This window comes from Streptomyces violaceusniger Tu 4113, from assembly GCF_000147815.2.
GTDB lineage: Bacteria > Actinomycetota > Actinomycetes > Streptomycetales > Streptomycetaceae > Streptomyces > Streptomyces violaceusniger_A.
Map to the genome: position 1 here is coordinate 2685887 of NC_015957.1, position 17351 is coordinate 2703237.

Consider the following 17351-nt stretch of genomic DNA (forward strand, 5'->3'; position numbering starts at 1 on the left):
CCAGTTACACCACTCGTTTGACAGACCCTGACTTCGCTGTCCGCCTGGTCAGCCGTGCTGGGCAGATGTCCGTGAAGGGCTTCTTCGGTGACTGGCACAGCCGTCGCAAGGAGGACGGGAGCGAGGTCACCGAGGTCGACGAAGCGGTTGAGGAACTGATCAGAGCCGGGTTAGGCCGCCGTGCTCCGGGGGACGGGGTCTTCGGCGAGGAGGGAGGCGTGACCAGCGGAACATCCGGACGCCGATGGATCATCGACCCCATCAACGGCACGAGCTACTTCACCCGCAGGGTTCCTCTGTTCTCGAATGATCTCGCCTACGAAGACGAGCACGGCCCGGCCATTGGCGTGATCAACCTGCCTCTGAGTCAGCAGATGGTCGTGGCCGGGCGTGGTCTGGGGTGCTGGGTGCTGCCTGGCCCGGAGCCGGACCTGCAGTCGGGATACCGTGCCCGGGTCACAGAACGGGCCGGCATCCGCGCAGCCAGGACTCAGATGCACAACCCGGTCGGCTGGCCGGAGGAACTCCTTATCGCTCTCCACCGTCAGGTCTTCCTGCTGCCCTCGACGGGCGGCATCGTGGATCTGGTCACGGGCCGTGCCGATGCGGTGGTGGTCGCCGGTCCGCCGATGGGCTACGAGGACGTGGCGCCGATGCCCGTCATCGTCACGGAGGCAGGCGGCCGGGTGACCGACCTGAGCGGGACGTCCGTGCTGGAGGGCGACATGACGGTGCTGGCCACCAACGGCCGACTCCATGACGCCTTCCTGCACCTGGTTGAGGGCTTGCCGCACAGCCGTGACCTGCATGCCTTCGACAGTGGTGATTAGTGCGGCTGCCTGCGCCGCACCAGTGGCTGGCGATGTTCGCGAGTTCGCCGACAACAAGGTCGGCGACGTGCCCTCTTTGTAGTGAATGCGCTGCTCCGTCCGCTCGGCGACGGCAGGGTTTGTGCGTCGATCACGGTCATGTCGGAGGCCGTGTTGCTTGATCACGGTCGTGTCGGGAGGCCGGGATGGGTTTGTCACGGGCGGAGTTGTTCGCTGCGATCCGGAGGGATAAGCGTCTTGATCCCGGGTTGTCGCAACGGGCTCTGGCGGAGAAGTACGGGGTGCATCGCAGGACGGTGCGGCAAGCTCTGCTGTCTGCGGTTCCGCCACCGCGGAAGAAGCCGGCGCCGCGGGTCGCGGTCCTGGACCCGGCCAAGCCGTGGATCGACGCGATGCTGCGGGAAGACGCTAACGCGCCGCGCAAGCAGAAGCACACTGCCCGCCGGATCTACCAGTGCCTTGCCCAGGAGTACGACTTTGACCTGGTGTCCTATTCCACGGTCTGCGATTACGTGCTGGCCAGGCGCCCGCAGATCGAGGCCGAGGTGCTGGAGGGCCGTCGGCACCTGACCGGGATGGCTCCGCAGGTTCATCTGCCCGGCGAGGAGGCCGAGGTCGACTTCGCCGATGTCTGGGTCCGCCTGGCGGGCCAGGCCGTCAAGTGTCACCTGTTCACACTGCGGCTGTCGTACTCCGGCAAGGCAGTCCATCGACCCGTTGACCGCACTATCGGCGTGTCCTACGTGTTGGCTTTGTGAGGGCGAGGAGTCTCCGTTCGGATGTTCCCGATGAGACGGAGACGTGATGGATCACGCTGCGGTGATGGACGAACGCGAGGTGACTGGGCTGGTGGTGGCCCGGGTCGGCAGGGTGGAGGCGACCAGTGCCACCGCGTTGCCCTGGGTGGTTCTCGACGGGGCGGGGCGGGCGATCACACCGGCAACCGAGTTCCTGCGGGAGTTGCTGGCCTGCGGCAATACTGCGGCTTCCTGCCGCTCCTATGCCTTTGACCTGCTTCGCTGGTTCCGGTTCCTTGCCGCGGTTGACGTCGAGTGGAGCCGCGCGTTATCTCTGACCCCAGCCGCAGGCTAACCGACTTGCCTGACACAGGCCAGCTGCTACAGCTTCAGCGCCGCTTTCACCTCCAGTCTGAAGTCGGCGCACCCGACCGAGTAGCGGTAGACCTCGGCCTGCATAAGGTCAGCGGCCGTACTCGTGGGGCCTCCGCCATTGATTTTCGCTTCCATCTCCATGGCTCGCGCCAGCAGCTCGAACCCCTCGTATCCCTCGCTGAGCTGGTGCGCCGACTCCACCACACGCAATGCCGCTTCGCGAACTTCCTTTGGCCCCTCAAGGTCAACCGCATCAAAAGCGACCGCCAGAGCGTGGAGAAGCTCCGGGCTCCGTTCCAGCCATGCGGCGTCCAGGCTGCCGCCAGCCAGCAGCACGACCGATTCGAATGGCACCTGCTCTCCCGTCTCCGTGAGTACGACAGAGCTTTGGGAGTCGATCAAGGCGCCGTCGCGGTGCTGGTTGCGGAACGCCGTCTGTGTGAGGGGCGCGAAGGCACGTGCGGCCTTCATGAAGTCCAGGTAGGCATCCTTGCGGCGGTCGTGCAGCCACTCGGTGCGCTTCTCCCGTGCCTGGGCCCGCTGTCCAGCCCTGGCCACGGTGACCGCACCCGCGAACGCGATGCAGGCTGCTATGACCGCGCCCGACGCAGTAATCATGGAAGGTTCCACCGTGGCTCCTCACCATCCGACCGAATGCCGTTACGGGGTGAGTGTGCGCGGCTGTGCGGCCTTGGCGCGGGGAGTTGAGCGGGCTCAGAGGTTCCACCGGCCAAACCCGGTCCGATCCTGCCGCCCCGCCAGCCGAAGAGGACTGCGGCCACGAAGCCTTGACCACTACTTTGCGGCTGGGGCCAGGGGCAGGCGACCGGGGCCGACAACGGGGTATTCCGCGAGTTCTAATACCTGAGCACACCATTAGCGATCTACCCGGCCGAGACCATCGAGGCCCATCGCGCCTTCATCGCCCGTCGCCGGGCCAGCCGGCCCAGCGAAGAGTATCGGACACCGACCGAGGAGGAATGGGACGCTTTCCTCGCGCACTTCGAGAAGCGCAAGGTCTCCATCGGCACTTGCGGTCGCGCCTTTTCAAGCCCTTGTGTTCATGAACACGCTTGCGTTCAGTGCTCGCTTCTCCGGCCGGACCCGGCCCAGCCGGGCCGGTTGGAGGAGGTCCGCGACGACCTCGTCGCCCCGCATCGCCGAGGCCGAGCGCGAAGGCTGGCTCGGAGAGGTCGAAGGACTACAGGTCAGCCTCGCCGCCGCCGAGGACAAACTCACCCAACTCGATGCCGAAGCAGCACGGCGGTCAATCGCCGTGGACCTCGGCATGCCAGCCTTCGGGCAGATCGCCCTCGGCACACGGGAAACGAAGGAGCCCACTCCATATGTCGGTCCCTGACCTCACTTGGCGCGTTGTCCCACACGGAGGACGCTCAGGTAGCGGCGTGATGCTCGGTCGCCCATTCGCCTGCGGATACGCTCAGCGATGGCGTCGAGCAGGGGCTCACGGACGTCGCGGTCGAGCCTCCGGTACGGCGACAACGAGCGAAGGTGATCGGCAAAGCCGTCCCCGTTGAACCACTGAACGGTTGGATACCAGCGCACGATCGTTGGGCCGAACAACCCTCCGGGATCTTCGACCAGGCCCCAGCCCTCGTCGGTGGTGCGCACGTCGTCCTCCAAGGGAGGATGACCCCAGTCGGGGTTCCCGGGGCAGAACCGCTCGTGGAGATCGGCGGTCTCGGCGTACACCTCCGGCTCTCCCGGTCGGCGGACAACGACGTTGCCGAGCAGCGCCATCCAGCCTGCGGGATAGAGCACTTTGTACGCTCGCTGCCAGCCAATCGACGGGTCGACCCAGTGCCACGACGATGCAGCCACGAGAACATCGAAGCGTCGACCGCGGTCGTCCCACTCCTCAAACGTCGACGTCTCGACTTCGACGTTGCGGAAGGAGGCGAGCCGCTGGCGAGCAAGTGCGGCCATGTCCGTGCCCGGCTCGATAGCGGTCACTGAGCATCCGAGCGCTGCCAGCGAGCGCGTCGCCTGACCGGTACCGCAGCCTACCTCCAGCACCGACGACCGCTCATCCATGCCGGTGATGGCGCCAAGGTCCGCGAACAACTCGTCGGGGTATCCCGGCCGGACCCGGTCGTAGAGCTCCGGCACCTCGTTGAACACTCGGCCGAGGTCGTGTCGATTCGGGCGTACCTTCGGATCATCAGTCACGAACGCACAAGCTACGAGGCCCGTACACGGAGACGCCACTGGTTTACCGGCAGCCGCTGACGCGCTGCCGCCGGTAGTTCAGAGAAGCTTGTATCAGATGTCCCGTCCTGCGGCCAGATCCCGAGCAGATGCCCCGTCTGGAGGAGATCCACGGGAACCTGCTCGACCGGCTCCAGGAAGCCAAGGAACAGGGCTGGCTCGGCGAGGTCGCCGTGATCGAGGCCAGCCTCGCCGCCGCCGAGCAGAAACTCGCCGCCGTGCGCGACCTCGCCGCCCGGCACACCACCGTCCACCTCGGTATGCCCGACTTCGTCAGCAGTGCTGGATGTCGTGATCCCGAGCTGTGATCACCTCAGAGTGACCCACCGGGCCGGCGCCATGCTGGTTAGGCGTCGGCCCGGTCTTCGTCGCGCACGGTCAGGGGCGCTGGGGTCCATGCTGCTGGTCGGCGATGGCGTCCTGGGGCGGGCGATCCCGAGCAACGCGCGGCTGTCCACCACGGTGTCGACGCCTGGGGCGCAAGGGGTAGAGCTGGAAGATGTGGGCCAGCCCGGCGTCATACTCCAGTGCTGTCTCCAGAGAGCCGAGTACCGAGTCGTCAGCAAGTGCTAGGAGTTGGTCGAGCAGTGCGTCCTCTTCGGTGCGGCTGAAATCGGTGCTGCGGTCGTCGGTCATAGTTGGTCTCCCGCCGTCAGGCCCAGGGCGCGTTTCAATGACACTCGGGCACGGGCGTAGTTTTGACGAACCGCCTCAACAGTGATCCCTAGCTCGTCACTGATTTCGGAGTGTGAGAAGCCGTCCAGGTGCCACGCCATCACCTGGCGCTGACGCGGGGGCAGCGCGCTCAAGGCCGCGCACACGTGCTGTTCCTCATCCTTCAGGACCAAGGCCGCCAAGGGGCATTCCCCACCGGGCTGGTCCGGGATGGTGTCGGTTGGCCGGTCGCGGAGCTGGGTCTGGCGCAGATAGGCCCGTGCAGCGACCGTACGCAACCAGGCCCGGGGCGTCGTGATCTGTGACCACTTGGGGAAGGCTTCGACGAATGCAGCGTGTGCGGCTTCCGCCGCCTCGTAGGGAGACGCACCCAGGCGCATCACGAACCGAGTCAGCATCCCCAGGTGTTCGGAGTAGAACAGTGCGAAATCCAGCCGGCTCCCGGGCGCATGCAGTGGCGTCTGTGCCGATTGTCGGCGTGTGACTCGCTGTTCCTGGACCGGTGCTCGTTGTTCACCCATGCCTGCGCTCTTCCGGGCTAGGACAGCCGACCTTGATGACGACTTCGCGGCCTCGGGACCTCTCCGACAGGCGACTGCCCTGTGGCAAACAGCGCACCCTGTCGCTGAGACCCTGCTGGTCCAGCTGGGTCAACCGCACCGCGGTCCGGCTCCTGATCCACTGACAGCACAGTCGAGTAGTCACAGGGACGAGCATCGCGAGTGCCCCGGTCCATATCGGGTCCATGACGGCCACTTCTCCATCCGCTCAGCGGTGCTCGGAACACCGCGTACACCAGATAGTGCGGCCAGCAGGCGTCAGCGTGACATCGCCGAGACGGCGATTACCAATGTCCCCCACATGGTCTTGCTCTGCTCGGTGGTTGACGAGTGCCGCCAGCGCGTCACCACTGGCGCTCGACACGCCCGGCGAGCCGCGGCCTCACACCTTCACAATCACTACTCTCTGCGAGGAGATGACTGGTAACGGTGGCCACTCGGCCGTGCTGGAGTAGTTCGGATAAGACCAGTTCGGCGCGCTCGTCTTGGTCCTCAACGCCATCGTGCTGTGTTATCTGGGGCGGCCGGAGGCCGTCCGCTACGCAGCGACGAGCAGGCCGTCACCGACGCCGGGCAGCAGGCCGCCGCGAAGGCCCGCCTCAAGCCCGAGGCCCAGGCCAACTTCACGGACCGACTCGCGGATCATGAAGAATAGCGATGGCGCCTACATCCAGGCATACAATGCCCAGGCCACCGTGGACGAGCAACACCAGATCACCGCCGCCGACGTGACGACCAACCCCTCGGACGCGCTGAACTACACCACGATGCTCGACCAGTCCGCCCAGAACACCGGCCCTCACCCCAAGCAGGCATCGATCGACGCCGGATACTGCTCCGAGACCAACCTCGAAGCCGCGAAGGACCGCCAACTCGCTTGCGGGACCGACAGTTTCATGGCCACCAGCCGCCGCGCCCACGACGAGCAGAGCCCGCCCGCACCGCGCGGACGGACCCCGGCGAACGCCACCCTGAAGGAACGCATGGCCCGCAAGCTGCGGACCAAGCCCGGCAAGACCGCCTACAGCCGCCGCAAGGCCATCGTCGAACCCGCCTTCGGCCAGATCATGACCTGCCAGCAAGGCTGCCAACTCCTCCTGCGCGGCGAGGACGGCACCCGCGGCGAGTGGCGACTACTGGCCGCCTGCCACAACCTCCGCAAGATCTTCCGACACGCCGGAACCGCCGAACTCGCCGCCCTCGAAAGCTGACCAGCCGGGCCTCCCAGCCCCGTCACGGGCCCCGCTAGGCCGCACATCTGACGGGCAGGGCGCCCCCACCACATCCCCACAGGCGGCGGGCGACCGCGACCGATCCATCGATCACAGCCAGCGAGGCCGCTTGCACGTCACTGACCCAGGCTCCTAGATCGGCATGCTAACTGGCTTTACGCGCCCGACGCTCCGGAGCCGCGGACTTCGGCCGTGCTGACTGCCTACAGGGAACTCCGTGCAGCCCTGCTGCGCGACCAAGGTGAGGCGCCCGCAGCGCAGAGCGCTTTGGTTCGCGCGCGGGTTGACGAGCTATGGACGATGCCGGAAGACCCCGAGACCGCTGGGCGCGCCACGGAAATCCTGGATCAGCTCGTCCAGATCATCCACGGCAAGACCCGACCCGTTGGCTCTCCCAATGGCATACATGGAAAGGGCCCTGTCAGCGGTCGTCGTACGGGCCGCTGACAGAGCTCCTTATGTAATCGCGTTATCGGCCACCGCATCCTGCGTGTCCGCAGCCGCCGCAGGAGCCTCCGCTGTTGCACGCGCACGGGCAGGGGCCCACACGTCTGCGGCTTGCCGTGGGGGCACCGGTGCGCTGCTGGGGCAGGGAGACGGAGGGCGGTGTGGTGGGGCGGTCGGGGTTGGCGCGGTGGGCTGCGGTGTCCAGCAGGCGCAGCCGTGCCGGGTAGGGGCGTTGGTCGAGGCGGGTCAGGTAGTGCGGGAGGGTGGGGTCGGTCAGTCCGGTGAGCTGCCATCCGGCGGCGTTGATCAGGTGGGAGGCGGCTTCTGCTTCGAGCCATGCGGCGTGGTGGGGTGAGACGCGGGTGGCGTGCTTGTTGCAGACGTGTTCGGTTGCGGTGTTCAGCACGCTCGCGAGTGCGGATCGTGCGCTGACGGCGTCGCGCATGAGGAGACGTTGGCTCTGGGTGAGGATCTTGTGGACCAGGGCGCGGTGGTGGTGGAGGTCAGGCGTCGTCATGGAGGCGGTTCCTTTCATCGGGTGTTCGGCGCTGTCCGGCGGGTGCGCGCAGTAGCACATGGCGGTGGCGTGGGGAATGCGCGCGGTGGGTTGGCGCTGTGGTCCCGGCAGTCAGGTCGGGGCGCGGGTGCTCTGCGGACTGTTCGTAGGCCGTGGCAGCTCGGGGTACGGCGGTGCCCTGCGGGAGGCGGCGTGTGCCGGGGAGATGCCGGTTATACGGCGAGCAGGGCGAGTTTGTACGCTTCGATGACCAGGTTGAGCTGGTTCATCTGTTGTGCGTAGCGGGTGGCGTTCACGTCGATGGCGCGGCTGGTGTGCTGCAGGAATCCGAGCGGGACGGTCTCGGTCTGGTTCGCGTGGGCTGGGACGTGGCGCGCGTGGTCGCAGGTGTTCCTGGCGTAGGAGCGCAGCTCGCCGTGGAGGTGGTCGGCTTCTTGTGCGGTGGTCCAGAGCAGTTCGGCCAGGGGGCCCAGCGCGGTGTCGGTGAGGCGGCGGTGGCGGCGTAGCGTTGCGTAGCCGTCGTTGCCCAGGGCGGTGCGCAGGGCGGTTTCGCCGGGACCGGTGTGGGTGGATGGGCTGGTGTGGGACCGTGGGGTGTTGAGGTGACTGTCCATGGGGGTGCCCTTTCGACCGGTTTCCCTACGCGTCGCCGTAGCGGCAGGTCGGGGCGTGTGCTTCGTCGGTGTCGAAGGTGTCGGGGTAGGTGGCGGGGGTTGGGCCGTTGCTGAGTGGGGCTGGTCCGGTGGTCAGGTGGGTGCCGAGGTCGGCGAGGTGGCGGACGGTGGCCAGCGGTACGGGTGCGGCGCACACGGGACAGGGGCCGAGGAGTTCGAAGGGCTCGTCCTCGTAGAGGGGGTAGCGGGCGAGGAAGGTGTATTGGGTACGGGTGGTCGGGCAGGTGGCGATGGCCAGGAGGGGTTCGCCGGGTGTGGTGCGGCGTTTGCTGTCCGGGGTGATGGTGATGTGCTGGAGGCTGAGGCCGAGGGTGCTGGCGAGGCGTACGGCGGTGCGGGCGTGGTCGCGGCCGCGGTGGGGTCCGTATTCGCTGGCGGCGGCGGTCTGCTGGATGAAGGTGGAGGCTGCCTGGGCTTGTTCGGCGATGGAGGTCATGGGGGGTGTTCTCCTTGTGTCCGGTGCTGGCGGTGGCGGCTTGGTGAGTTGCCGGAAGGCGGCTCGGGCGGATGGCGGTCAGGTTGGGCGGATGCGGGTGCGTTCCCTGGCGCAGGCCTTTTGGTGGTGGTCTGGGCACCGATGGCTCCTCGTGCGTATGGGGAACAGGGTTTGAGCAGGGTGGTGTTCAGGGGCACGGGGTGATGGTCAGTGCGCCGACCTCGGGATCGGGGAGGGTGTGGCGCGGGACTGGTGTCGGGTCGGTGAGGGCGCGGCATAGGGCGGCCATCAGGTGGGTTGGGGTGGCCGGGGAGGCTAGGGCGACCCACAGCACCATGGCGTCGGCGGCGCGGCGGGCGGCGCACAGCCAGTTCGCTCCGCTCTTCCCGGTGGTGGTGGGGACGGTGGCGGTGATGACGACGGCCTGCTCGTTGGGGGAGTACCAGGAGTCGTCTTGGTGGCCGATGTCGCGGATCCATCCGGCTGTGGCGAGTGCCTCGGTGGCCTTGTGCGGGGATTGCGACAACAGGAGGTAGCGCGGACCGTCTTCGGGGGTGGGCCCGGGGGTGTCGTCGGCCACGGCGGCGGCGAATGCGGCGGTGATTTCGGGTGGGGTGTCGTGGGAGAACCACGCTGTCCAGGTCACACGTGTGGTGGGGCAGGGACTGGCCGTGAACTCCCAGGCCATCAAAGGCTTCCCGGGGTGCTCGGCCCGGCTGTGGAGATGGCGCGCGTGGCGCTGGCCGCTGGGGTCGCGGTAGTCGGTGTGGCACGGCTCGCGGGTGGCCTTCCATCCGGCTGCCAGGAGCACGTCGTCAGCTGTGGTCACGGCGGCGGGGTCGGGCCCTGCGAGGTAACGGGGCGAGATCAGATAGCGCGGTGTGCTGGGGCGATTCCGGTTGTGCATGATGAACTCCTGGCGGGGTATCGGGTGGGGGATCTGTGCTGTCGGCGTCGTTTCGGGCTGTGAGGTATTCGGGGTCCCGCCGCTCCGGTCACCGGAATGGCACTGTTCTGTGCCGATCGCTGGTGGAGTCGGCTTGTGAATGCGTTGCGGCATGTGGCGTGATGGTGATGTGACATGAGCTGTCGCTCCTTGTGAATGGAATAGGGAAATCGGGGGCGGCGTGTTGTCATCCGGTCGTCGGGGCGGAGCAGCAGGCCTTCGGCTGGGACCTCTGCCAGGGCTGCTGGGCACGTCAGGTGGCACTTAGCTTGCGGCTTCTTTTGATACGGCCTCTGAATCCGTATTCGGCCGTACCTCCCACCGCCCAGCCTCATGGGCACATGTCGCCCGTAGCGGCTTCTTCGAGTTAATTCTCTGCAGATTTCCGATTCCGGTCATTGCCGGGAATGCGACCAATGTAGCTCGATATTGGGAATCGGTCGACATTGATGGCGGCTGCGAATTGCTGGAATTATCGCGAATTCACGACAGTATCGGAGGGGTATTCCATGGCTGGGTGACGCATAGTGTCGTCGGGTGTGCGGCGTCCGGCGGGTGCCGGGTTCGACCGGTCAGGCAACGGGCGCGGGGTTCCGGGTGGGGGCGGCGCCCCGGCCCGGGTGGGCCGGGGGGCGTGTGGGGGCGTGTGGGGTCCGGTGCGGGTGGTGCGGTGGGGTGGTTATCGGGTGGTGGTGAGGGCGGTGGTCGCGGCTTTGGCGATCGCGGTGATGGCCTGGGCCGGGTGGGTCAGTTCCAGCGGCGTGGCGCCCGGCAGCGGGCACGGATCGGGGGCGAAGGCGAGCCATAGCACCGCGCATCCGGCGTCCTTCAGGGTGGTGATGCGTTGGGCGGCGCGGGCGGCTTCGTCGGGGTGGTAGTAGCCGTCGGAGGCGATGACCAGCAGGCGGCCCGTTCCGGGCTGGGTGAGGGCGAGCCCGGCACAGAGGGCGTCGATAGCCTCGGCGAGGCGGTGTCCGAGCCCCCTGGCCTCGAAGCGGGTGACCTTGGCGGGGGCACGGCCGGGTGCGGTGATGGCGGTCAGGGCCCGGTCGTAGGCCACGGTCGCGGTGCGTGAGTCGGGGTCGGTCAGTGCGGTGGCTTTGGCCAGGATCCAGGCGGCCGAGGCGATCGGGTCTGCTGCGGCGTTCATGGATCCGGACACGTCGACCGCGATCCCCACGCGCAGTGGCGGTGTGGGGTTGGGGCGGCGCAGGGTCCGGGTCCAGGGTGTGGCCGTGGGGGTGGCTCCGGCCGCCTTCTGGGCTTCCCGGGCGAGTGCTTGGCGCATGTTGAGGCGACCGGGTGGGGCGGCCGAGGCGGTGTGGGTGGTGGTGCGTTCGCGGTAGGCGGCGGCCCGCAGAGCCTTGGCGAGCTGTCCGGCGGCGGCCTTCTCGGTTGCGGTCGGCAGCCGGGTGCCGGTCACCGGGGATGGGGTGTTGCCCTTGCGGGGTTTGCCGGGTGTGAACGGTCGTGCTCCGGGCGAGAAGACCCGTTCCGCCGTTTTGGCCGCTTGCCGTTCGTGGGTGGCCTGGGCGGCTTTCGCCTCGGCCCGGGCGGTTCGGGCGGCGGCGACCCGTGCCTGTGCGGCGGCCTGCGTGGCCTCGTTCGCCTGCACCCGTACCGTCACCTTCCCGATGGCCTCGGCGAGTTCACCCAGTGGTCCGCCGCCGGTGGGTTCGGGTGCGGTGGCTGGTGTGCCGAGGGCTTGGCACCAGGCATGCGCGTGATCCAGCATGCCGGGCGCGTCGTCGTCGGCGGTGGCGTGGGCCGCCGTCCAGATCTGGGTGAGGGTGTCCAGCAGGTCGGGACCGAGGATGCTGGTGACGGCCTGTTCGAGGGGTTCGGTTTCGTCCGGGTCGAGGATTCCGGCATCCCTGCGGGCAAGGATCAGACCGGCGGCCTGGGCAGCCTGCCAGCGGTTGCTGGGAGTCTGCGCGGTGATATCGGCGAGGATGAGGGTGTTGGTGGCCGATCGCAGGAACGTGCGGTCGGCGGGGCGGCGGGTGAGATGAGCGCGTTCGGCGCGGGACTCCTCCAACAGCTGTGCCGCCCTGTCCAGCGCGGTCCCGCGCAGGTTGGGCGGGGTGGTCCAGATGCTGTGCGCGGCGTGCGCGGCCTCGTGGACCAGGACTCCCCAGGCGGCCGGGTAGCGTTCCTCATCACCGCGTCGGTCGGGGTTGATGGTGGCCGGTGGCAGCGGGGCGAAGAGGGCGGCATCGATCTCCAGCTCGGCCGTGGTGGGGTAGAAGGCGCCCGGGGCGCCGGAGCGGGTGCCGTGCTGGCAAGTGACGATCACGTCCTTGCGGTCCGCGAGTTCGGGGAGCCGTCCGGTCAGGGCTGCGGCGATCCGGATCCATTGCCCGGCCTGCGCGGCCGGGCTGGGTTCGAACGGCGGGCCACCATCGTCCTCCCACCGGGCTTGAGCCCATTCGGCCTCAGACAGTGCGGGCGGCTGGTGCTGTACGTGGGCTGTGGTCTGCGCGGGCATGACGGATCGGTCCCTTTCTGCGGGCGTCGGGGGCGCGTGGGGTGGTGGCCTGTGGGCCGGAGACGCGGGTCAGAGTTGGCGGCCCAGGGACAGGGCGGTCACGGGCTTACCCAGGGCTTTGGTCACGATTTCGGCGACGGTGTCGCGGTCTTCGAGCGGGGCGATGCCGACCAGATTGGCGAAGGCCGCCTCGGCGCCGAGGACATCGGCGATCTTCTGAAACGCGATCAACTCGCGTAGCTGTGGCGCCCAGCCGACCTCACCGGCCTGTTGGCAGGTGGCGAGGTTCCTCGCGATCCGTACCGCCGTCCTGTTGATCTTCAAGGCGGTCGCCAGGTCGTAGTCCGACCCCACCTGGATCTGTACCGAGAACCGGCTGGCGAGGGCCTCGGTCAGCACCGCTCCGTGGACCCCGGGGTTGTGGCCCGCGATGACGTAGAAGCCCTCGGCGGCGGTGATCGTCTCGCCCTTGTGCGCCTTGCCCTGGATCTGGCGCCGCCCGTCCATCGCCGGATACAGCGCTGCCAGCACCTTCGGGGAGATCAGGGTCGCATCGTCCAGCAGCAGGGCCCGCCCCTCCTGCATGGCCGTCACCAACGGCCCGTAGATGAACTCATAACCACCGTGCTGATCCTGGGTGTACTCCCCGATCAGGTCACCGACTGTTGTGTCACCGTCCCCGGCAACCGTGATCAGGTCCGGAAAGGCGGCCTCGATCAGCGAGGTCTTGCCCGTCCCCGGCGGACCGTAGAGCAACACCGGCACACCCGCCTCGCGCAGCCGCCGCAGCGCCTCGACATCGGGGAGGTTGGCCAGCGCCCGGGGGTGATACTGCTGCCCGTTCGGGCGGGTCACCGGCCCGGGCCGCCCACCCGGCGGGCCAACGGCGGGCGTCGGCCGAGCCGTGGATGGCGGGGCCGGTGGCGTATGGGCCGGGCCGGGTGGCCCGGGTGCCGTGGCGTGTGCGGCGGCTGCGGCGGTGGTCGCTGTTGCCCGGTACATACGGGGGTTGAAACCGACTCGCACCGCCTCCCCTCGGCGTACGAGGGTTTCACACGCGTTACCGATCGCACCGCCGGAATGCCCCAGCATGTTGACCAGCTCCGTGACACTGAACTGCGCCCCCGGCGCGCCTCCGACCAGGGCCTTCGCGATACGGGCCCGCAACTCGCCCGGACGGGCCTTCCCGTTCACCGGGGCCATGGAGGCCGACGGACCTGCCGGAGGGTTCGGGGTGGCCGAGTTGGGCGTCGGAGACAACTGAGCGGCACTGGTCATCGCGGTCATTCCTTTTCGCAGCCCCGGAGCCTTTCGGGCATACTCCACCTGCAATCCGTATTCAGGCGGACCCTGTTGGCCTGGATTTCTTTCCCGGAATTCCCGGGAACACGACCAATATAGCTCGACGCGCGGCCCTCTTCGATATCAATCCGGGCTGGGAATTACTGGAATTCTCGCGAATTCACGACGGGAATTCATGGCAATTCGCGGGTGCACGACGCTTTGCGTCGTGCACGGCGGGGTGGACGACGCTTCCCCAGGCCACCCGGCGCGGCCACCCGGCGCGGCCACCCGGCGCGGCCACCCGGCGCGGCCACCCGGCGCGGCCACCCTCGGCTACGCCTGGGTGGCCGCGCCTCACCTCGAGGCGTCGGCCGACTGCAACGTGCCGGCCGGCGAGGAGCTTATGGGGTTAAGGAATGGAAGGTGGCTGAGGACGGTGCACGCCTTGCGGACAGGTGAGCGGGCAGCCGTTGCGGGGTGAGTTGCGGTGGCCGGGGCCGCCGGGTTCAGGTAGATCGGGATGTGTTTCTGCACCGATATACAGTCGCCCTCGCCGGCGCCCGGCTCGTATACGGCCTGTACTGCGGTGATGCGGTGTGCGGGGGCGTCGCATCCAAGGGCGGCCCCGGAAGCGGCCCCCGGAACGACTACGGAAACGACGGGGGAAACGCCAGCGAGCCATGCAGGCACTTTGCTGGTCCATCCGCTGCTGCATGGATGCCTCGGGATTCGCGGGGCATCCAGGGAAGAGTTGGACTATGCCGAGTGGACGGAGCGGCTGCGTGCTGTGAGCAGGGAGCGAGTGGCGGGGTCTGGTTCGAGGCCGAGTTCGTTGAGGTGGCGTGTGAGGAGGGTGAAGGTGTGGCGGGCGGTGTCGTGGCGTCCGGCGGCTTGGTGCAGACGGATGGCGTGCTGGTAGAGCAGTTCATTTGTGGGGCTGAGGCTGATGGCCTTCTCCAGCAGGGCGAGTGCGGAATCGGCGTCCTGACGGGTGCCGGTGTGCTCGGCGTGGTGGGCGATGTGGGCGACAGCGTCGGCGGCCTTGCTCGCCAGTGATTCGCGAATGCTGTCACACCAGGGGTAGTCGCCGCCGTGGGCAAAGGGGCCGTGATACAGGTCCGCCGCGCGCCGTAGGGCGGACAGGCGCCCGGCTTCGTCGGTGGCGGTCGCGGCGCGCTGGAGGGTTTGGGTGAAGGCAGCGAGGTCGGTTTCGATCAAGCCAAGATGGAGTTTATGCAATTCTCCATGAAGCTGGATGAATTCCGCTTTGCTGTGCCCGGTGGCTGAGCGGAGCGCGCGTCTTACGGCCCGGCGAAGGTTCTTGAGTTCCTTCGCAGACTGGTCGGAATCCTCGCTGAGGCGGAGGTGACGCGCGATGTCGTCGGCGATCAGCCCGGCGGGATGGGCAGCGAGGAGGGCGAGGAATTCTCGTACTTCATCGCGCAGCCCCAGCCCGACGGGCTCGGGGTTCGGGTGAGCGTAGAGCGTCACCGGTCCCAGAACGTTCAGGCGGACTGGCTTGGCCGGTCCTGGCTCTCGTGGTTTTACGGGCCCTACGGGCTCCGACCGGACAGCCGGTGGATCGTCTTCCGGCTCCTGCTCGGCATCCTCGCTGTCCGCGTCTTGCGGCAGGTGTGCGGGGGCTCGGGCGCCGGGGACCATGCGCGGGCGCGGTCGCTCATCGTGCGCGGTGAGGAGGACGTCCAGGACGTCGCGGCCGGCCTGCGGGGTGAGGTGGAACAACCGCAGGCCACTGCTCCGATCACCGCTCTCCTTATCCCGGCTGACGGTGCCGTCTGCCGCGACATGCCAGGAGGCAGCGCCGGGCAGATCGCCCAGGGTGAGGACGACGAGGTTGCCATGCGTGGCCCGGGCGGCCAGTGCGGTGAGGCGGCCAGTGTGCGCGGCATCCGGCTCGGCGAGGAAGACCAAGGTGCCTGGGCTGGGCTTCTCGTCCTTGCCCTCGGGGGTCGCCAGGGGCGGTTCGCCTCCGGCTTCTTGCGCATCGTGCCGGTGGCGGGCGTGCGCGAGGAGGTGCTCTTCTCCGCGGCGGACAGCGTAGTCCAGGTCCTCGGCCGTGGTCAGGGCACTGAAGTCGGGCGGGAGCCCCGGCAGGAGCCGGTCGGCCAGGTCGTGGGCAAGGAGCCCTGTAACGCCTGGTGTGCCAGGACGTTGGCGTTCGGCCGCGGTGAGGATGCCGACCACCAGCGCGCGGGCGGCTGCCTCAGCACCGGGCCCATTCCACGCGCATCCTCCGGCTTCCGCGAGGGCGTCCAGTGGGACTTCAGCGTGACCGGCGGTGCCGATAGTCACCGTGGAGGGAAGCTGGGCCGGTTGAGGCGGGGTACGGCGCGTGATCAAGCTGTCTGGATCGGCAGTGGTGGTTCGGGGCAAGGCGGCCTCGCGGGCGGCCAGAACCGCTTGCTCGACCAGGGGGCTCAACGGCGGGGGCTCCGCATCGAGACCGGGACGACGGGATCTGCTCTGGTAGAAGCGGAAGAAGCGCAGGGCGGCAAGGAGACCGGCCGCAGTGGTGATGCCGATGACGCCCGCCGTGCCGACGCTTATCGCGGCCGGTCCTGGCGGCGCGTGGCTCGTGGCGTGCTCGCTGACGGCTCGGCCGTCGGCGTCATGCTGCATGCCCAGGCCCGGCGCCGGCTCCGTGGTGGGGGTGACAGGCTTACTCGGGGCGGAAGGCTTGACTTGCGGGGGCGCGGGCTGGGTGGGAGGGCGTGGTGGTGAGGCGGAAGCGGTAATGGGGATGGCGAGTTGCCAGCCGGGCGTGATCACATCGGGGTTGGTCAGTCGCGTACCGTCGGCCTGGACGCGGGTCTTGTTCAGGGCGTAGATCCGCGGCCACTTCAGCGGATCCCCGAGGTGGGTTTCAGCGATGTCCCACAGGGTGTCGCCTTCCACCACGGTGTACTCCACACAGCGGGGCTGGGCGTTGCCTACTACTCGCGTCCGCGGGCGTCCGTCCTCCACCGGTCCCGGATGGGCAGGAGCTGTCGAGGCGACATCGGCACGCAAGCCCTCAGCCGGGGTGCGTTGGTGAGCATGCGCGGCGGAGGGCCGCCAGAGGCTGATCAGGGCGAGTACGAGTGTGCCCACGCACACTGCGGCGAATGCGCGTCGCAGAGGCAGGGTGTCCACATGCGCCGCATGGGCCGTTTGGTCGCGCAGCAGCCTCGGCAGATGAACCACGTACCAGGTGGTTTCCTTCAGGATGGAGTAAGCGAACGCAGCCCAACACACCCAGCCCACCATCGCCAGCAGGTCGACCATCACGAGATCGGTGACGGGCTGCGTCAGTCGGTCACCCAGGCTCCGCCACGAGCCGATACGGTCGGGCCAAGGCACTTCGGCCGCCTGCCAGAGGATGTACGGCATGCCGCCCAGGAGGGCGAGGATGACGGCGCTGGTGCCGGTGGCCGTGACGGCGGCGCGCAGCCGCGCCCGCCACGAGGATCGGTAGGCCATACGCGGATTCGCCCCTCTTCAGCTTCACAAGTGCGCTACCGATTGGCGCGTTCGGCACGCACGATGGCACGGGCCGTGACGGTCAGCGTGCGTACGCCGATCACCCGCAGGATCTGGGCGCGCTGGTGGTGGGTGACCCACACGGTGACTTCATCGCCGTGAACCGAGGCCCTGCCGGTGTCGCCGGTGGCGGCGACGTACGAAGTGGCGGCCCGGGTGGCCTTGCCATTCGAAAGCCGGATGTCATCCGCGCTGCGGAGTCGGCCGACATCGAGTTGCTGGGCACCGGTCCGGGCCGCCTCCTGCGCCACGTCCAGCGCGCGGGCCTTGCTGGCCAGAGCCAACCCACCGTCAACGACGATCCCGGCGAACAGCCACAGCGCCGCCACCACGCCGATCACAAACGCGGTGACCTGACCCCGGTCTCTATTCGTCGCCACC

The 17351-nt window shown here is 68.2% G+C and carries 17 protein-coding genes and 2 pseudogenes; 7 read left to right on the plus strand and 12 right to left on the minus strand.

Going from position 1 to position 17351, the window contains the following annotated elements:
* The first annotated feature begins 17 nt into the window (after positions 1–17).
* The 3 genes from STRVI_RS11735 to STRVI_RS11745 all read left to right on the plus strand — a co-directional run bounded on the left by STRVI_RS11735 (position 18) and on the right by STRVI_RS11745 (position 1922).
* Positions 18–830 carry an inositol monophosphatase family protein gene (locus STRVI_RS11735; RefSeq protein WP_043235771.1) on the plus strand — a complete coding sequence of 271 codons (813 nt, stop codon included), beginning with the start codon at positions 18–20 and terminating at the stop codon, positions 828–830.
* A gap of 185 nt (positions 831–1015) precedes the next feature.
* A complete protein-coding gene (locus STRVI_RS11740; RefSeq protein WP_014055865.1) occupies positions 1016–1588 on the plus strand; it encodes a transposase in 573 nt (190 codons plus the stop codon).
* A gap of 46 nt (positions 1589–1634) precedes the next feature.
* Positions 1635–1922: a hypothetical protein gene (locus STRVI_RS11745; protein ID WP_014055866.1), complete on the plus strand. Its 288-nt coding sequence runs from the start codon at positions 1635–1637 to the stop codon at positions 1920–1922.
* A gap of 26 nt (positions 1923–1948) precedes the next feature.
* Here the strand turns inward: STRVI_RS11745 and STRVI_RS11750 are convergent, their stop codons facing one another.
* A complete protein-coding gene (locus tag STRVI_RS11750; protein ID WP_014055867.1) occupies positions 1949–2572 on the minus strand; it encodes a hypothetical protein in 624 nt (207 codons plus the stop codon).
* A gap of 433 nt (positions 2573–3005) precedes the next feature.
* On the opposite strand from STRVI_RS11750, the gene STRVI_RS52580 reads away from it, so the two are divergent.
* A complete protein-coding gene (locus STRVI_RS52580) occupies positions 3006–3302 on the plus strand; it encodes a hypothetical protein (RefSeq protein WP_159033423.1) in 297 nt (98 codons plus the stop codon).
* 2 nt (positions 3303–3304) lie between these two features.
* Here the strand turns inward: STRVI_RS52580 and STRVI_RS11760 are convergent, their stop codons facing one another.
* A complete protein-coding gene (locus STRVI_RS11760; protein WP_043235776.1) occupies positions 3305–4132 on the minus strand; it encodes a class I SAM-dependent methyltransferase in 828 nt (275 codons plus the stop codon).
* Positions 4133–4260: 128 nt separating this feature from the next.
* Here STRVI_RS11760 and STRVI_RS11765 point away from each other — a divergent pair, with 128 nt between their 5' ends.
* A complete protein-coding gene (locus STRVI_RS11765; protein WP_050993651.1) occupies positions 4261–4479 on the plus strand; it encodes a hypothetical protein in 219 nt (72 codons plus the stop codon).
* A gap of 70 nt (positions 4480–4549) precedes the next feature.
* Here the strand turns inward: STRVI_RS11765 and STRVI_RS11770 are convergent, their stop codons facing one another.
* The gene (locus STRVI_RS11770) at positions 4550–4807 is read right to left on the minus strand and encodes a hypothetical protein (protein WP_014055869.1); all 258 of its coding nucleotides are present in this window, start codon (positions 4805–4807) and stop codon (positions 4550–4552) included.
* Positions 4804–5367 (minus strand): RNA polymerase sigma factor, encoded by a 564-nt coding sequence (locus tag STRVI_RS11775; RefSeq protein WP_014055870.1) that lies wholly within the window; start codon positions 5365–5367, stop codon positions 4804–4806. The genes STRVI_RS11770 and STRVI_RS11775 overlap by 4 nt, the downstream gene beginning before the upstream one ends.
* A gap of 559 nt (positions 5368–5926) precedes the next feature.
* Here STRVI_RS11775 and STRVI_RS11785 point away from each other — a divergent pair.
* Positions 5927–6617, plus strand: a pseudogene (locus STRVI_RS11785) (transposase); the annotation flags it as partial.
* 490 nt (positions 6618–7107) lie between these two features.
* On the opposite strand, the gene STRVI_RS11790 reads toward STRVI_RS11785, so the two are convergent.
* From STRVI_RS11790 to STRVI_RS11815, 6 genes and pseudogenes are all read right to left on the minus strand, one after another.
* On the minus strand, positions 7108–7602 hold the full coding sequence (locus STRVI_RS11790) for a hypothetical protein (protein WP_014055871.1): 495 nt from the start codon (positions 7600–7602) through the stop codon (positions 7108–7110).
* A gap of 212 nt (positions 7603–7814) precedes the next feature.
* On the minus strand, positions 7815–8216 hold the full coding sequence (locus STRVI_RS11795; RefSeq protein ID WP_014055872.1) for a hypothetical protein: 402 nt from the start codon (positions 8214–8216) through the stop codon (positions 7815–7817).
* Between the two features lie 25 nt (positions 8217–8241).
* Positions 8242–8712 carry a hypothetical protein gene (locus STRVI_RS11800; protein ID WP_014055873.1) on the minus strand — a complete coding sequence of 157 codons (471 nt, stop codon included), beginning with the start codon at positions 8710–8712 and terminating at the stop codon, positions 8242–8244.
* Positions 8713–8899: 187 nt separating this feature from the next.
* Positions 8900–9619: a DUF317 domain-containing protein gene (locus STRVI_RS11805; protein WP_014055874.1), complete on the minus strand. Its 720-nt coding sequence runs from the start codon at positions 9617–9619 to the stop codon at positions 8900–8902.
* Positions 9620–10337: 718 nt separating this feature from the next.
* Complete coding sequence (locus tag STRVI_RS11810) at positions 10338–12146, minus strand: VWA domain-containing protein (protein ID WP_014055875.1); 1809 nt, start codon at positions 12144–12146, stop codon at positions 10338–10340.
* A 72-nt stretch (positions 12147–12218) separates the two neighbouring features.
* Positions 12219–13238, minus strand: a pseudogene (locus STRVI_RS11815) (AAA family ATPase); the annotation flags it as partial.
* On the opposite strand from STRVI_RS11815, the gene STRVI_RS52585 reads away from it, so the two are divergent.
* Positions 13237–13410 (plus strand): hypothetical protein, encoded by a 174-nt coding sequence (locus STRVI_RS52585; RefSeq protein WP_167543181.1) that lies wholly within the window; start codon positions 13237–13239, stop codon positions 13408–13410. The pseudogene STRVI_RS11815 and the gene STRVI_RS52585 sit on opposite strands and share 2 nt — an antisense overlap.
* A gap of 776 nt (positions 13411–14186) precedes the next feature.
* Here STRVI_RS52585 and STRVI_RS11820 read toward each other — a convergent pair.
* Together STRVI_RS11820 and STRVI_RS11825 are read right to left on the minus strand one after the other, a co-directional pair.
* Complete coding sequence (locus tag STRVI_RS11820; protein WP_014055877.1) at positions 14187–16910, minus strand: BTAD domain-containing putative transcriptional regulator; 2724 nt, start codon at positions 16908–16910, stop codon at positions 14187–14189.
* Between the two features lie 35 nt (positions 16911–16945).
* Positions 16946–17350 carry a pilus assembly protein TadG-related protein gene (locus tag STRVI_RS11825; RefSeq protein ID WP_251982590.1) on the minus strand — a complete coding sequence of 135 codons (405 nt, stop codon included), beginning with the start codon at positions 17348–17350 and terminating at the stop codon, positions 16946–16948.
* Position 17351 lies beyond the last annotated feature (1 nt).

Excerpts from the sequence above, each read along its gene's own strand:
- STRVI_RS11740 (WP_014055865.1), top strand. The coding sequence starts at position 1,016 with ATGGGTTTGTCACGGGCGGAGTTGTTCGCTGCGATCCGGAGGGATAAG.
- STRVI_RS11745 (WP_014055866.1), top strand. The coding sequence starts at position 1,635 with ATGGATCACGCTGCGGTGATGGACGAACGCGAGGTGACTGGGCTGGTG.
- STRVI_RS52580 (WP_159033423.1), top strand. The coding sequence starts at position 3,006 with ATGAACACGCTTGCGTTCAGTGCTCGCTTCTCCGGCCGGACCCGGCCC.
- STRVI_RS11765 (WP_050993651.1), top strand. The coding sequence starts at position 4,261 with ATGCCCCGTCTGGAGGAGATCCACGGGAACCTGCTCGACCGGCTCCAG.
- STRVI_RS11770 (WP_014055869.1), bottom strand. The coding sequence starts at position 4,807 with ATGACCGACGACCGCAGCACCGATTTCAGCCGCACCGAAGAGGACGCA.
- STRVI_RS11775 (WP_014055870.1), bottom strand. The coding sequence starts at position 5,367 with ATGGGTGAACAACGAGCACCGGTCCAGGAACAGCGAGTCACACGCCGA.
- STRVI_RS11790 (WP_014055871.1), bottom strand. The coding sequence starts at position 7,602 with ATGACGACGCCTGACCTCCACCACCACCGCGCCCTGGTCCACAAGATC.
- STRVI_RS11795 (WP_014055872.1), bottom strand. The coding sequence starts at position 8,216 with ATGGACAGTCACCTCAACACCCCACGGTCCCACACCAGCCCATCCACC.
- STRVI_RS11800 (WP_014055873.1), bottom strand. The coding sequence starts at position 8,712 with ATGACCTCCATCGCCGAACAAGCCCAGGCAGCCTCCACCTTCATCCAG.
- STRVI_RS11805 (WP_014055874.1), bottom strand. The coding sequence starts at position 9,619 with ATGCACAACCGGAATCGCCCCAGCACACCGCGCTATCTGATCTCGCCC.
- STRVI_RS11810 (WP_014055875.1), bottom strand. The coding sequence starts at position 12,146 with ATGCCCGCGCAGACCACAGCCCACGTACAGCACCAGCCGCCCGCACTG.
- STRVI_RS52585 (WP_167543181.1), top strand. The coding sequence starts at position 13,237 with ATGTTGACCAGCTCCGTGACACTGAACTGCGCCCCCGGCGCGCCTCCG.
- STRVI_RS11820 (WP_014055877.1), bottom strand. The coding sequence starts at position 16,910 with ATGGCCTACCGATCCTCGTGGCGGGCGCGGCTGCGCGCCGCCGTCACG.